At 41.3% G+C, this 14661-nt stretch carries 16 protein-coding genes; 13 read left to right on the top strand and 3 right to left on the bottom strand.

What is annotated here, in order from left to right; translation table 11 throughout:
- The first annotated feature begins 12 nt into the window (after positions 1-12).
- The 5 genes from ACLNCW_RS01345 to deoD all read left to right on the top strand — a co-directional run bounded on the left by ACLNCW_RS01345 (position 13) and on the right by deoD (position 5255).
- On the top strand, positions 13-1224 hold the full coding sequence (locus ACLNCW_RS01345) for a phosphopentomutase (RefSeq protein ID WP_004256555.1): 1212 nt from the start codon (positions 13-15) through the stop codon (positions 1222-1224).
- A gap of 1 nt (position 1225) precedes the next feature.
- Positions 1226-1798: a DUF1697 domain-containing protein gene (locus tag ACLNCW_RS01340; protein ID WP_424845231.1), complete on the top strand. Its 573-nt coding sequence runs from the start codon at positions 1226-1228 to the stop codon at positions 1796-1798.
- The gene (locus ACLNCW_RS01335; protein WP_424845230.1) at positions 1782-2591 is read left to right on the top strand and encodes a purine-nucleoside phosphorylase; all 810 of its coding nucleotides are present in this window, start codon (positions 1782-1784) and stop codon (positions 2589-2591) included. The genes ACLNCW_RS01340 and ACLNCW_RS01335 overlap by 17 nt, the downstream gene beginning before the upstream one ends.
- Before the next feature lie 2 nt (positions 2592-2593).
- Positions 2594-3877 carry a chloride channel protein gene (locus tag ACLNCW_RS01330; protein ID WP_424845229.1) on the top strand — a complete coding sequence of 428 codons (1284 nt, stop codon included), beginning with the start codon at positions 2594-2596 and terminating at the stop codon, positions 3875-3877.
- A 667-nt stretch (positions 3878-4544) separates the two neighbouring features.
- The gene (deoD, locus tag ACLNCW_RS01325) at positions 4545-5255 is read left to right on the top strand and encodes a purine-nucleoside phosphorylase (RefSeq protein WP_424845228.1); all 711 of its coding nucleotides are present in this window, start codon (positions 4545-4547) and stop codon (positions 5253-5255) included.
- Between the two features lie 25 nt (positions 5256-5280).
- Here deoD and ACLNCW_RS01320 read toward each other — a convergent pair whose 3' ends face one another.
- From ACLNCW_RS01320 to coaA, 3 genes are all read right to left on the bottom strand, one after another.
- Positions 5281-5805, bottom strand: a complete 525-nt coding sequence (locus ACLNCW_RS01320) for a DNA topology modulation protein (protein WP_020902940.1) — start codon at positions 5803-5805, stop codon at positions 5281-5283.
- A 52-nt stretch (positions 5806-5857) separates the two neighbouring features.
- Positions 5858-6094: a 30S ribosomal protein S20 gene (gene rpsT, locus ACLNCW_RS01315; RefSeq protein ID WP_001274000.1), complete on the bottom strand. Its 237-nt coding sequence runs from the start codon at positions 6092-6094 to the stop codon at positions 5858-5860.
- Between the two features lie 67 nt (positions 6095-6161).
- Complete coding sequence (coaA, locus tag ACLNCW_RS01310; RefSeq protein WP_020902939.1) at positions 6162-7082, bottom strand: type I pantothenate kinase; 921 nt, start codon at positions 7080-7082, stop codon at positions 6162-6164.
- A gap of 199 nt (positions 7083-7281) precedes the next feature.
- On the opposite strand from coaA, the gene ACLNCW_RS01305 reads away from it, so the two are divergent.
- From ACLNCW_RS01305 to ACLNCW_RS01270, 8 genes are all read left to right on the top strand, one after another.
- Positions 7282-7686 carry a hypothetical protein gene (locus ACLNCW_RS01305; protein WP_033684964.1) on the top strand — a complete coding sequence of 135 codons (405 nt, stop codon included), beginning with the start codon at positions 7282-7284 and terminating at the stop codon, positions 7684-7686.
- A 178-nt stretch (positions 7687-7864) separates the two neighbouring features.
- A complete protein-coding gene (locus ACLNCW_RS01300) occupies positions 7865-8455 on the top strand; it encodes a class I SAM-dependent methyltransferase (protein ID WP_424845227.1) in 591 nt (196 codons plus the stop codon).
- A complete protein-coding gene (locus tag ACLNCW_RS01295; RefSeq protein WP_424845226.1) occupies positions 8452-9729 on the top strand; it encodes a pyrimidine-nucleoside phosphorylase in 1278 nt (425 codons plus the stop codon). Before ACLNCW_RS01300 ends, ACLNCW_RS01295 begins: the two co-directional genes overlap by 4 nt.
- Positions 9730-9748: 19 nt before the next feature.
- A complete protein-coding gene (deoC, locus tag ACLNCW_RS01290) occupies positions 9749-10411 on the top strand; it encodes a deoxyribose-phosphate aldolase (RefSeq protein WP_203213317.1) in 663 nt (220 codons plus the stop codon).
- Entirely contained in the window at positions 10398-10787 is a 390-nt protein-coding gene (locus ACLNCW_RS01285) for a cytidine deaminase (protein WP_203213316.1), read from the top strand. Before deoC ends, ACLNCW_RS01285 begins: the two co-directional genes overlap by 14 nt.
- A gap of 89 nt (positions 10788-10876) precedes the next feature.
- Positions 10877-11929, top strand: a complete 1053-nt coding sequence (locus ACLNCW_RS01280; RefSeq protein ID WP_020900231.1) for a BMP family lipoprotein — start codon at positions 10877-10879, stop codon at positions 11927-11929.
- Between the two features lie 143 nt (positions 11930-12072).
- On the top strand, positions 12073-13608 hold the full coding sequence (locus ACLNCW_RS01275) for an ABC transporter ATP-binding protein (protein WP_424845225.1): 1536 nt from the start codon (positions 12073-12075) through the stop codon (positions 13606-13608).
- Positions 13601-14659: an ABC transporter permease gene (locus ACLNCW_RS01270; protein WP_023946477.1), complete on the top strand. Its 1059-nt coding sequence runs from the start codon at positions 13601-13603 to the stop codon at positions 14657-14659. Before ACLNCW_RS01275 ends, ACLNCW_RS01270 begins: the two co-directional genes overlap by 8 nt.
- Positions 14660-14661 lie beyond the last annotated feature (2 nt).

Raw genomic sequence — 14661 nt, 5'->3', positions numbered from 1 at the left:
AGGAGACACATTATGTCAAAATTTAATCGTATTCACTTGGTGGTATTAGATTCTGTAGGAATCGGTGCTGCACCAGATGCTAATAACTTTGTCAATGCAGGAGTTCCAGATGGAGCTTCTGACACATTAGGACACATTTCAAAAGCAGTTGGTTTGAATGTCCCAAACATGGCTAAAATTGGTCTTGGAAATATTCCTCGAGAAACTCCTCTTAAGACTGTTCCAGCTGAAAGCAATCCAACAGGATATGCAACAAAATTGGAAGAAGTATCTCTTGGTAAGGATACCATGACTGGACACTGGGAAATCATGGGCCTTAACATTACAGAACCTTTCGATACTTTCTGGAATGGATTCCCAGAAGAAATCTTGACAAAAATTGAAGAATTCTCAGGGCGCAAGGTTATTCGTGAAGCCAACAAACCTTACTCAGGAACGGCTGTTATCGATGATTTTGGACCACGTCAAATGGAAACTGGGGAGTTGATTATCTATACTTCAGCTGACCCAGTCTTGCAAATTGCTGCCCACGAAGACATTATTCCTTTGGATGAATTGTACCGTATCTGTGAATACGCTCGTTCGATTACCCTTGAGCGCCCTGCCCTTCTAGGTCGCATCATTGCCCGTCCATATGTTGGTGAGCCAGGTAACTTCACTCGTACGGCAAATCGTCGTGACTTGGCCGTATCCCCATTTGCACCAACTGTTTTGGATAAACTCAATGAAGCAGGTATCGATACTTATGCTGTTGGTAAAATCAATGATATCTTTAACGGTGCTGGTATCAACCATGACATGGGCCACAACAAGTCAAACAGCCACGGAATTGATACACTATTGAAGACCATGGGCCTTGCTGAGTTTGAAAAAGGATTCTCATTCACAAACTTGGTGGACTTTGATGCCCTTTACGGCCACCGCCGCAATGCTCACGGTTACCGTGATTGTTTGCATGAGTTTGATGAGCGCTTGCCTGAAATTATCGCAGCCATGAGAGAGAACGACCTTCTCTTGATTACTGCGGACCATGGAAATGACCCAACGTATGCAGGAACAGACCACACTCGTGAATATATTCCATTATTGGCCTACAGCCCTGCCTTTAAAGGAAATGGTGTCATTCCTATCGGACATTTTGCAGATATCTCAGCGACAGTTGCGGATAACTTTGGTGTTGAAACTGCCATGATTGGGGAAAGTTTCTTAGATAAATTGGTATAAGATGACGCGATATGCTTTACTTGTTCGGGGCATTAATGTAGGTGGGAAAAATAAAGTTGTCATGGCGGAGCTTCGGCAAGAACTGACAGAGTTGGGACTGGAAAAGGTTGAGACCTACATCAACAGTGGCAACATTTTCTTTACTTCGACAGCTCCCAAAGCCCGATTGGTTGAAAAGTTAGAGGCTTTCTTTGCAGTTCATTATCCATTTATTCAGAGCTTTTCTTTGCTGAGTCAGGAAGACTATGAAGCAGAGCTGGAGAATCTGCCAGATTGGTGGACCAAAGATTTGGCACGAAAGGATGTCCTCTTTTACACGGAGGGCTTGGATGTGGCTCAAGTCATTGAGACAGTTGAAAGTTTGGAACTGGAAGATGAAGTCGTTCATTTTGGAAGACTTGGGATTTTCTGGGGGAAATTCTCTGAAGAATCCTTCTATGCAACTGCCTATCATAAGTACTTGCTCAAGATGCCTTTTTATCGCAACATCACCATTCGTAATGCCAAAACTTTTGACAAAATCGGTCAAATGCTAAAAAATAATAAAGGAGAACACAATGACATTTTTAGATAAGATCCAAGAAACAGCTGCTTTCCTGAAAGACAAGGGAATCCAAGCACCTGAGTTTGGTCTAATCCTTGGATCAGGTCTGGGAGAACTGGCAGAAGAAATCGAAAATCCAGTTGTAGTAGACTATACAGATATTCCGAACTGGGGCCGTTCGACAGTAGTCGGTCACGCTGGTAAATTGGTATATGGTGACCTTGCAGGTCGAAAAGTCTTGGCTCTTCAAGGTCGTTTCCATTTCTACGAGGGAAATCCTCTTAAAGTCGTGACTTTCCCAGTACGTGTGATGAAAGTTCTCGGATGCGAAGGTGTCATTGTAACCAATGCAGCTGGAGGTATTGGATTTGGTCCTGGTACCTTGATGGCTATCTCAGACCATATCAATATGACGGGGCAAAACCCATTGATGGGTGAAAACTTGGATGATTTTGGTCCACGTTTCCCAGATATGTCTAAAGCCTACACACCAGAATACCGTGCTACTGCACATGAAGTGGCTAAGAAACTTGGTATCAAGCTTGATGAAGGTGTCTATATTGGTGTAACAGGTCCGACTTATGAAACCCCAGCAGAAATTCGTGCCTATAAGACATTGGGAGCAGATGCAGTTGGTATGTCTACAGTTCCTGAAGTTATTGTTGCAGCTCACTCAGGTTTGAAAGTTCTCGGTATTTCATGTATTACTAACCATGCTGCTGGTTTCCAAGAAGAACTCAACCACGAAGAAGTTGTAGAAGTTACTGAACGTGTTAAAGGCGACTTCAAAGGCTTGCTTAAAGCTATTCTTGCTGAATTGTAATCATGTTAATAGAATTGAGGAGTATTTTTCGAAAAATCCCTTATAATTTTAGATTTTTCCTAGCAGTAATTCTACAAGGAATAGTTTCGGGTTTATCTGGTATAGTTCTCCATTATCTTTTAGAGATGGTGGAGGAGCTAGCTTTTGGTCAGTCAGAGCATCATAGTGGATTTTTGACAGATGGAGTTTCCTCCTCACGGATAGGACTAAGTTTAATAATTGTGGGTCTTGGTTCATCCTTGGTCTGGTACTTCTTGCAAAAAAGGTCGAAGATTTATTCCATCAAAGCTCAGATGAAGGATGAGACTTCACAATACAAGCTTCATTTTTTAAGACAGCTATTTCATTCAATTTGGCAGATCATTGCAGTTGGAGGGGGAGCCCCTATTGGCAAAGAAGCTGCGCCACGAGAGATTGGAACTCTATTTGCAGGGCCAATTGGAAAAATATGTTTTCTCTCTAAGAAGGATCAAATCTTTCTCCTTGCTTGTGGTGCTGGTGCTGGTTTAGCAGCTGTCTACCAGGTTCCATTAACAAGTGTCTTCTTTGTTTTTGAAACCCTAGGAATTGCTCTATCTATTAAACGATTTGTCTTAGTCGGTTTGACTACTTATGTCTCAACCTATATAGCAGGCTTGGTTATTTCAGATCAGGCTCTCTACCAGATTCCATCGATCACATGGTCATTAAAGGAAATATGGATTATTCCCTTATTACTTCTTTTCTTAACCCCACCAGCTTGGCTTTTTGGTCGCTTAAGTAAGGCAGCGTCTTCAAACAGAATAAAAGATAAACGAGTACTTCTCACATTGCCTACAGCTTTTCTTTTTCTTATTGGATTAGCAAGTTATTTTCCACATCTACTTGGAAATGGACGTATGATGGCTCAGGAAGTATTGAATGGTAGCAATGGCAAAACAGTACTCCTTTTGTTTATATTAAAAGCATTAGTTGTTCTTATTATTCTGTGGGCAGGGGCCTATGGTGGTACCCTTACACCATCTTTTGCCTTGGGGATGGCTGGAGCTGCTCTCTTGGGCATAATTCTAGGTGTGGATAGCCAGCCAAGCATTTTACTTTTGGGATCTGTTTGCTTTTTATCTGTGACCTTGAGGGCACCCATTTCTGCAACCGGATTAGTTATAGGTTTCACTGGGCTAGGTATAGATTCTCTTCCGTATCTCTTAGTAACAGCTGTTTTAGCCTATGAATTTGCAAAAATATTAGACCACTTTCCTTGTGCTAGCATACTGTGTCAGAAGTCAAATAATAAAGTAATTGGGTAGGAAATGCCCATTTCTTCTAGTTATGGATTTAACTTAAAAGATTAAAAACTATTGTCAATTTATCAATAACTGTTTGAAATAAAAAAGAAGTAGGCTTATCGGAGTCATGATTGAATCCGATTTTTCCTAGCCATGAAATATAAAAATCAAAAAAGAAAGGTAGAGCGAGATGTTCTAATTTGAACACGAGCGGAAAACTTTTCTAAAAACTCAGAAGAGAAGGGGAGTTCGGATTTGAATTGAAACCGGTCTAATCTTCTCAATATCATCAAAATTAAGAAAGAAAGGAATTGAACCCACCCTAAAAGCAGTGGGAAAAAGATAGTTGGTCTAGCGAGCATCGCTCACTGCACCCAACTCCTATTTTCCCTTTGCTTTTTGACGGGTTTGGTATCTTTCTCAATATAAAATATAAAATAAAGAAAGGTAGAGCGTGTGTTTTGATTTGAACACGAGCGGAAAACTTTTCTAAAAACTCAGAAGAGAAGGGAGTTCGGATTTGAATAAAAGCCGCTCTAATCTTCTCAATATCATCAAAATTAAGAAAGAAAGGAATTGAACCCACCCTAAAAGCAGTGGGAAAAAGATAGTTGGCCTAGCGAGCATCGCTCACTGCACCCAACTCCTATTTTCCCTTTGCTTTTTGACGGGTTTGGTATCTTATATTATGTCTATCCATATTGCTGCTCAGCAGGGTGAAATTGCTGATAAAATTCTTCTTCCTGGAGATCCTCTTCGTGCTAAATTTATTGCGGAAAATTTCCTTGAAGATGCTGTTTGTTTTAACGAAGTGCGTAACATGTTTGGTTACACTGGTATTTACAAGGGCCACCGTGTATCTGTCATGGGAACTGGGATGGGGATGCCATCCATTTCGATTTATGCGCGTGAGTTGATTGTTGACTACGGTGTGAAAAAATTGATCCGTGTGGGAACAGCAGGTTCATTGAATGAAGATGTCCACGTTCGTGAATTAGTTTTGGCGCAGGCAACTGCAACCAACTCAAACATTGTCCGTAATGACTGGCCACAGTACGATTTCCCACAAATCGCTAGCTTTGATTTGCTAGATAAGGCCTACCATATCGCCAAAGGACTTGGTATGACAACCCACGTTGGGAACGTTTTGTCTTCTGATGTCTTTTATTCAAACTACTTTGAAAAGAACATCGAACTTGGTAAATGGGGAGTCAAGGCTGTGGAAATGGAAGCAGCAGCCCTTTACTATCTGGCAGCCCAACACCATGTTGACGCGCTAGCTATTATGACAATCTCTGATAGCTTGGTTAATCCAGACGAAGACACAACTGCAGAAGAACGTCAAAATACCTTCACTGATATGATGAAGGTTGGATTAGAAACCTTGATTGCAGAGTAATTATATCTAAAAAGGAAGCCCTTCTTTATGAATTGGAGGACTTCCTTTTCTTATCTAGAAATTGATCTATCTCTTTTTGTGATCTGAGGATGACCACTTTATATGGATAGTTTTTTTGAATCCACTTGTAGCGTTCCTTAGCGGATTTGCTCCGTCCGTCCCAAAGAATCCATCTGATAAACTCCCAATTAAATTGTTCTTGACAACCAGCTGCCATACTTTCTCTGACCTTGCCTCGGTATGTGAGGTATCGTTTAAAGGCTCGTAGCAGACAATTCCAGCGAGAAAAATTGAGAAAGATGATTTGGTCAGCATCCTGCATTCTTTCCTCATAGAAACACCAAGAATAATTCCCATCAATGACCCAAGCTTCATGCTTTGTGAGAAAATTTTCCATCTCGGTCAACATCCATTCACGATCACTGTCTTGCCAACCGGGTTGAAATTGGAGTGTGTCCATGTGAAGTTTTGGGATGGAGTAGCAGTGAGACAGCTTTTCAGCTAGAGTTGACTTACCAGCACCAGAATATCCGATAATTGCGATTTTCATTTTCTACCTTTTCCTATTTTGGGACAAAAAAACAGCCTCTATGGACTGTTTCTTATTTAGCAAGTTTAGCTGAAAGACGAGCTTTGTCGCGGCTTGCTTTGTTTTTGTGAATCAAACCTTTAGTTTCTGCTTTATCGATAGCTGAGCTAGCAGCACGGAAAAGTTCTTCAGATGGGTTTGCTTCGAATGCTTTGATAGCAGTACGCATAGCTGATTTTTGAGCTGAGTTCTTTTCGTTTTGTTTAACGTTCAATTCAGCGCGTTTGATAGCTGATTTAATGTTTGCCAATGTTCTTACCTCCATATTTACTAACTATACCATTATATCTGAAAACTTACGTTTTGACAAGGGAAAATTATTTTTTTAAGTAAATTTCATCTATTTCATGGTTCTTTGTTTTATGAAGAATCACTTCCGCACGATTTCTGGTCGGTTCAATATAATTTTGTAAATTTGTGAGATTGATACTGGTCCAGACCTGATGGGCAAAGGATTCCACTTCCCCAATCGGCATTTGTGTAAAACGATAATAGTAGCTATCAGGGTCGTTTTGGGCTAGGCTCAGCATTTTCAAGAAACGGTCTAGATACCAACTCTCGATGTCATCGACTGCAGCATCAACATAGATGGAAAAGTCAAAGAAGTCAGTAATGTAGAGACGCTCATTTTGTGGATTTTGAAAGACATTTATTCCCTCAACAATGACAAAATCAGCAGCTTTGACGCTCTGCTTTTCCTCAGGTACGATGTCGTAGACTTCATGAGAATAGACAGGAATATCTACATCTTGTCCATTTTTGATGTGATCCAGGAAGTTGAGAAGAGCTTCCATATCATAGCTTTCAGGAAATCCCTTACGATTTAGAATCCCTTGCTCAATCAAGGTCTGGTTGGGATAGAGAAAGCCATCGGTTGTTACCAACTCAACCCTAGCATCTGTAAGCGTACGGGACAGTAAGATTTGAAGTAGGCGACTGGTTGTGGATTTTCCAACGGCAACACTCCCAGAAACCCCAATGATAAAAGGCTGGGATTTGCTTTCACGTTGAAGGAAAATCCCTTTTGAAAAGGCCAAATCATCCTTGGTACGCTTGTAAATCTGGATGAGATGGGCTAGGGGGAGATAGACATCGGTAACATCCTGCAAGCTAATCTGGTCATTAAAACTCTTGATGGATTCTAATTCCTCTTCTGTCAAAGGAGGTGTTGTCTTTCGATGTAACGATTGCCAAGTCTGGCGGCTGATTTTTTCAAAATGTAAAAATTCGTTGGTCATTTGTTTTCCCCTAGATATTTTGTTTATCATACCATAAAAAGCTAAAAAAATAAAGCGGTTTCTTGATGATAGTAAACCAATATCGTATAATAGAAGTAGATAGGGTTGACCAATTTCTTGATGAGGTAGGAGCTACTTTCTCCTGACTTATAAGCCAATAAAGGGGGCTTTGGGATTCACAATTTATAGGAGGTGTACTATGAAAATCTTAAAAAGTTATATACTGGAACTCTGTTTTATTTTAAGTTTTGCACTACCTTTTTTAAAAGGAGCGAATGCGGATAATGGTAGACGTTTTGTGGAAACCTATTACGGTTTTACTTTTTTGATGGAACATGCCATTGTAACAGCTGTCTTTATCTGTTCGCTCTTGATTGCTTTCTTCCTAAAAAAACGGTGGACGAAATGGTTTGCTGCTGGAAGTTATGTCTTTTTAGTTCTATGGATTGCTACAGAGGGTTATTTCTTCCGCATGTCGCTAGAAGATTTAATCCGACTTTGGACAAGTTTGGAAATCCTGACAAAAACATATCAGTTGGGCTTTTATCTAAACATCCTGTTGGGAATTTTGTTGGTAATGAAGCATTTGAAGGTAAAGAAATAAAAATGTGCCAGACTATAGACTATGAGATATCTAGTCCTACGTGCTTTGTTATTCGGTTATAAAAGTTAAAAGAGATTGAAGAAAAAGTCTTGTTTACTAGCTTTCTTCAGTCTTTTTCGTTTTATGATCAATTTGTAAACGATTTACAATTTAAGTCAAATTATGGTAAAATAGTTTCATGAGTAAAATGTATTATGCAGAGAATCCTGACGCTGCTCACGACATTCATGAGTTGAGAGTGGACTTGTTGGGAGAAAAAATGACCTTTTTGACGGATGCGGGTGTTTTTAGCAAGAAAATGATTGACTTTGGGAGTCAACTCTTGCTCAAGTGTCTTGAGGTCAACCAAGGAGAAACTGTTCTTGATGTAGGCTGTGGTTACGGACCTTTGGGCTTGTCTTTAGCTAAGGCTTATGGAGTTCAGTCGACCATGGTCGATATCAATAATCGTGCCTTGGATTTGGCGCGACAAAATGCTGAACGAAATAAAATAGAAGCGACGATTTTCCAGTCCAACATCTATGAACAAGTTGAAGGACATTTTGACCATGTCATTTCCAATCCTCCTATCCGTGCAGGCAAGCAAGTGGTTCATGAAATCATTGAGAAAAGTAAAGATTTCTTGGAAACTGGTGGAGATTTAACAATCGTTATCCAGAAAAAACAAGGGGCCCCAAGTGCTAAGTCCAAGATGGAAGAGGTGTTTGGCAATTGTGAAATCGTCAAAAAAGATAAGGGATATTATATCCTTAGAAGTGTGAACGAATGAGAGCAGTTGATTTAATCCAAAAAAAACGAGACGGTCAAGAACTGACTTCGAGTGAAATTGAATGGCTGGTAGAAGGCTATGTGTCAGGAACTGTCCCTGATTATCAGATGTCTGCCTTTGCTATGGCTGTTTATTTCAAAGGAATGACGACTCGAGAAATATCTGATTTGACCATGAGAATGGTTCATACAGGGCAAGAGTTTGATTTATCTGCTATTGATGGGGTTAAGGTTGACAAGCATTCTACGGGTGGTGTTGGTGATAAGGTGACCTTGATTTTGGCTCCTCTTGTTGCTAGTTTTGGTGTGCCTGTTGCAAAAATGAGTGGTCGTGGGCTCGGCCATACGGGTGGAACAATTGATAAATTGGAATCCATTAAGGGCTATCAAGTTGAGCGCAGTCAAGAGGATTTTATTGCACAGGTGCAAGATATTGGAGTATCTGTCATTGGGCAATCAGATCAGCTGGTCAAAGCGGATAAGCTTCTCTACGCCCTCCGTGATGTGACCGCAACTGTCGACACGATTCCTTTGATTGCGAGTTCGGTGATGAGCAAGAAAATTGCGGCAGGGGCGGATGCTATTTTACTAGACGTGACTGTTGGCGAGGGTGCCTTCATGAAGACTGTTGATGAGGCGCGTGAATTGGCTCAAACCATGGTGGAACTTGGTAAGGCAGTTGGTCGAAAGACTGTAGCAGTGATTACGGATATGAGTCAGCCCTTGGGACGAGCGATTGGAAATCGTCTGGAGATCCTTGAAGCACTGGAGATTTTACAAGGTCAAGGTCGTCAGGATATTACCCACTTCATCTGTGAATTGGCTCAAATTATGCTTGGTCTGGCAAATGTAAACAAGACAGTTGAAGAAGTTCACCAACATCTTGAAAATGGCCAAGCACTGGCTAAGTTTGAGGAGATGGTCAAAGCTCAAGGTGGAGATTTGGAAGACCTCTATCGTCCTGTCACTGTTGCCCATGTGGTGGAAATCCCTGCTCAGGAAACAGGTATTATCTCAGCTCTTCCAGCAATGGACTTTGGTCTTTATGCCATGAGACTTGGGGCAGGCCGTGCAGTCAAATCTGATGCCTTGGACTATGAAACTGGAATTGTTTTTGAAAAGAAGGTTGGAGCCTCCGTTCAAAAGGGAGAAATTGTTGCAAAAGTATACACAAATGGAAAAATTTCTCCTCAGCTAGTTACAGATTTTCAAAAATATGTTAAAATAAATGACAGGGTGCAAAGTTTACGAGAAATTATAGAAATCATCTCATAAACTGCAGGAGAATCCGAATATGAAATTAAATAAATATATCGATCATACGCTTTTAAAACAAGATGCAACAGAAAATCAAATTGATTGTTTGTTGTCTGAAGCTAGAGAGTATGATTTTGCCAGTGTTTGCGTTAATCCGACCTGGGTTGAACATGCTAAAAAAGGTCTTGAAGACACAGATGTCAAGGTCTGCACAGTAGTAGGTTTCCCTTTGGGAGCAACAACTTCAGCCGTGAAAGCTTTTGAAACCAAAGAAGCTATCCAAAATGGTGCAGACGAGATTGATATGGTGATCAATGTTGGGGCTCTTAAATCAGGTGATTTGGCCCTGGTAGAGTCAGATATTCGTGCAGTAGTGGAAGCAAGTGGTAACAAGTTAGTGAAAGTCATTATTGAAGCTTGCCTTCTGACTGACCAAGAAAAAGTTGTGGCTTGTCAATTAGCTCAAAAAGCGGGAGCTGATTTTGTTAAAACATCTACTGGCTTTTCAACTGGTGGTGCGACGGTAGCAGATGTTACATTAATGCGTGAAACAGTTGGACCTGATATGGGTGTCAAGGCTGCTGGTGGAGCTCGTTCTTATGTAGATGCTCTTGCCTTTGTGGAAGCAGGTGCGACACGTATTGGAACGTCAGCTGGAGTAGCCATTTTAAAAGGAGAATTGGCAGATGGCGACTACTGAGTTGATTGAACTAGCAATTGAAACCAGCAAGAAAGCCTATGTACCCTATTCTCACTTTCCGGTCAGTGCTGTTCTAGTGGCAAAAGATGCTAGTATTTATACAGGTGTCAATATCGAGAATGCTAGTTATTCTTTGACCAACTGTGGAGAACGTACAGCGATTTTTAAAGCAGTTTCTGAAGGCCAAAGAGAATTTTCAGAATTGATTGTCTATGGTCAGACTGAAAAACCAATTTCACCGTGTGGTGCTTGTCGCCAAGTGATGGCTGAATTTTTTGAACAAGATCTAAAAGTGACCTTAGTCGCAAAAGATAAATCGACGGTCGAGATGACGGTCGGGGAATTACTTCCATACTCTTTTACAGACTTAAACTAGTCTGAGTCGCTCTCTGAGTGGCACGGTCCTTGTGGCCAACCAATCCATACTTGCAACATCGTTGCACATCTTATTTAGGAGGTTCAGTAATGAACAAGAAACAATGGCTAGGCCTTGGTCTAGTTGCAGTGGCAGCAGTTGGACTTGCTGCATGTGGTAACCGCTCTTCTCGTAACGCAGCTTCATCTTCTGATGTGAAGACAAAGGCAGCTATCGTCACTGATACTGGTGGTGTTGATGATAAATCATTCAACCAATCAGCTTGGGAAGGTTTGCAAGACTGGGGTAAAGAACACAATCTTTCAAAAGATAAAGGTTTCACTTACTTCCAATCAACAAGTGAAGCTGACTATGCTAACAACTTGCAACAAGCGGCTGGAAGTTACAACCTAATCTTCGGTGTTGGTTTTGCCCTTCACAATGCGGTTGAAGAAGCAGCAAAAGACCACTCTGATTTGAACTATGTCTTGATTGATGATGTGATTAAAGATCAAAAGAATGTTGCTAGCGTAACGTTTGCTGATAACGAAGCTGCTTACCTTGCGGGTGTTGCAGCAGCTAAAACAACTAAAACAAAACAAGTTGGTTTTGTAGGTGGTATTGAGTCTGAAGTTATCTCACGTTTTGCAGCTGGATTTAAAGCTGGTGTTGAGTCAGTAGATCCATCTATCAAAGTACAAGTTGACTACGCAGGTTCATTTGGTGATGCTGCTAAAGGTAAAACAATTGCAGCAGCACAATACGCAGCTGGTGCAGACGTTGTTTATCAAGCAGCAGGTGGAACAGGTGCTGGTGTCTTTGCAGAAGCAAAATCACTCAACGAAAGCCGTCCTGAAAATGAAAAAGTTTGGGTTATCGGTGTTGACCGTGACCAAGTAGGAGAAGGTAAGTACACTTCTAAAGATGGTAAAGAATCAAACTTCGTTCTTGTATCTACTTTGAAACAAGTTGGTACAACTGTAAAAGATATTGCTAACAAAGCAGAAAAAGGTGAATTCCCTGGCGGTCAAGTAATCGTTTACTCGTTGAAAGATAAAGGGGTTGACTTGGCAGTGACAAACCTTTCAGAAGAAGGTAAAAAAGCTGTTGAAGATGCTAAAGCTAAAATCCTTGATGGAAGCGTAAAAGTTCCTGAAAAATAATGGATGGAAGTCATTTCTTAGGAAGCGGCCCTTGGCCGCTTTTTTAAGAGTTGAGACAAAGTCATTTTGTCTCAGTAAAGCTTGCTACTAGACAAACTAGCAAGTTTTATTGAAATAAAATAAGACTCTGAAAGGAAGAGCACATGGCACACGAAAATGTCATTGAGATGCGTGATATTACCAAGGTGTTTGGTGAATTTGTTGCCAACGACAAAATCAACCTGCACCTACGAAAAGGTGAAATTCATGCACTTTTAGGAGAAAATGGGGCTGGAAAATCCACGCTAATGAACATGTTAGCAGGGCTTCTTGAACCAACCAGTGGTGAAATCGCGGTCAACGGTCAAGTTGTTAACCTCGACTCGCCATCTAAAGCAGCTAGCTTGGGAATCGGAATGGTTCACCAGCACTTTATGTTGGTAGAGGCTTTCACGGTGGCTGAAAACATCATTTTAGGAAGTGAATTGACTAAAAATGGTGTGCTAGATATCGCTGGAGCTAGCAAAGAAATCAAGGCTCTTTCTGAACGTTATGGCTTAGCTGTGGACCCTTCTGCCAAGGTGGCAGACATCTCAGTTGGTGCCCAACAACGTGTAGAAATTTTAAAAACCCTTTATCGGGGGGCTGATATCCTTATCTTTGACGAACCAACGGCAGTCTTGACTCCGTCAGAAATTGATGAGTTGATGGCTATTATGAAAAATCTTGTCAAAGAAGGAAAATCAATTATCTTGATTACCCACAAGTTGGACGAGATTCGCGCAGTTTCTGACCGCGTTACAGTTATTCGTCGTGGGAAATCAATTGAAACTGTAGAAATTGCAGGAGCTACCAATGCTGATTTGGCGGAAATGATGGTGGGACGTTCTGTTTCCTTTAAGACAGAGAAACAAGCTTCTCAACCAAAAGAACTAGTCTTGTCAATCAAAGATTTGGTGGTCAATGAAAACCGTGGTGTCCCAGCTGTAAAAAATCTATCCTTGGATGTTCGTGCCGGAGAGATAGTTGGTATTGCGGGGATTGATGGAAATGGTCAGTCTGAACTCATTCAAGCAATCACAGGTCTTCGCAAGGTTGAATCTGGTAGCATCGAGCTAAAAGGAGATTCAATTGTAGGATTGCACCCACGTCAGATTACAGAGTTGAGTGTGGGGCACGTTCCAGAAGACCGTCACCGTGATGGCTTGATTTTGGAAATGATGATTTCTGAGAATATTGCCCTTCAAACCTACTACAAAGAACCACATAGTAAAAATGGAATTTTGAACTATTCAAATATTACTTCTTATGCTAAAAAGCTAATGGAAGAGTTTGATGTTCGTGCTGCCAGCGAATTTGTTCCTGCAGCTGCACTCTCAGGAGGAAATCAACAAAAAGCAATTATTGCTCGTGAAATTGATCGAGATCCTGATCTCCTTATCGTCAGCCAGCCAACTCGTGGTTTGGATGTCGGTGCCATTGAATATATCCACAAACGCTTGATTGAAGAGCGTGATAATGGGAAGGCTGTTCTTGTTGTCAGCTTTGAATTGGATGAGATTTTAAATGTCTCAGACCGTATTGCTGTTATCCACGATGGTAAGATTCAAGGTATTGTGTCACCAGAAACAACCAATAAGCAAGAACTTGGTGTCTTGATGGCTGGTGGAAACTTGGGAAAGGAGAAGAGTGATGTCTAAAAAATTACAACAAATTTCGGTTCCCTTGATTTCTGTCTTCCTAGGAATTTTACTTGGGGCCATTGTTATGTGGATCTTCGGTTATGATGCTATTTGGGGCTACGAAGAATTGTTCTATACAGCCTTTGGTAGTCTGCGTGGGATTGGAGAAATCTTCCGTGCTATGGGGCCTTTGGTCTTGATTGGTCTTGGCTTTGCTGTTGCCAGTCGTGCTGGTTTCTTTAACGTCGGACTTCCTGGTCAGGCTTTAGCAGGTTGGATTCTCAGTGGTTGGTTTGCCTTGTCGCATCCAGATATGCCACGTCCCTTGATGATTCTAGCAACTATCGTGATTGCCTTGATTGCTGGTGGGATTGTCGGAGCCATTCCAGGTATTCTTAGAGCTTATCTAGGGACATCAGAGGTTATCGTAACCATCATGATGAACTACATTGTCTTGTATGTAGGAAATGCCTTTATCCATGCCTTTCCTAAAGACTTCATGCAAAGTACAGATTCGACCATTCGTGTTGGGGCTAATGCAACCTACCAGACACCTTGGTTAGCTGAGTTGACTGGTAATTCGCGGATGAATATTGGTATTTTCTTTGCCATCATTGCCGTTGCAGTTATTTGGTTCATGCTCAAGAAAACGACTCTTGGTTTTGAAATCCGTGCGGTTGGTCTTAATTCACATGCTTCAGAATATGCTGGTATTTCTGCAAAAAGAACGATTATCCTCTCAATGATTATCTCAGGTGCCTTGGCAGGTCTTGGTGGAGCTGTTGAAGGTCTGGGAACCTTCCAGAACGTTTATGTTCAGGGGGCGTCATTAGCTGTCGGATTTAACGGAATGGCGGTTAGTCTGCTTGCGGCCAACTCACCAATTGGTATTCTATTTGCAGCCTTCTTATTTGGTGTTCTCCAAGTTGGAGCTCCTGGTATGAATGCGGCGCAGGTACCGTCTGAGCTTGTCAGCATTGTAACAGCGTCTATTATCTTCTTTGTCAGTGTTCATTACCTTATCGAACGCTTTGTCAAACCGAAAAAACAAGTTAAAGGAGGTAAGTAAAG

This window comes from Streptococcus sp. CL6.22 (assembly GCF_049738055.1).
Lineage (GTDB): Bacteria > Bacillota > Bacilli > Lactobacillales > Streptococcaceae > Streptococcus > Streptococcus mitis_DJ.
The sequence above is the reverse complement of the archived record's forward strand: the minus strand, read 5'-3'. Positions and strand labels throughout refer to the sequence as shown.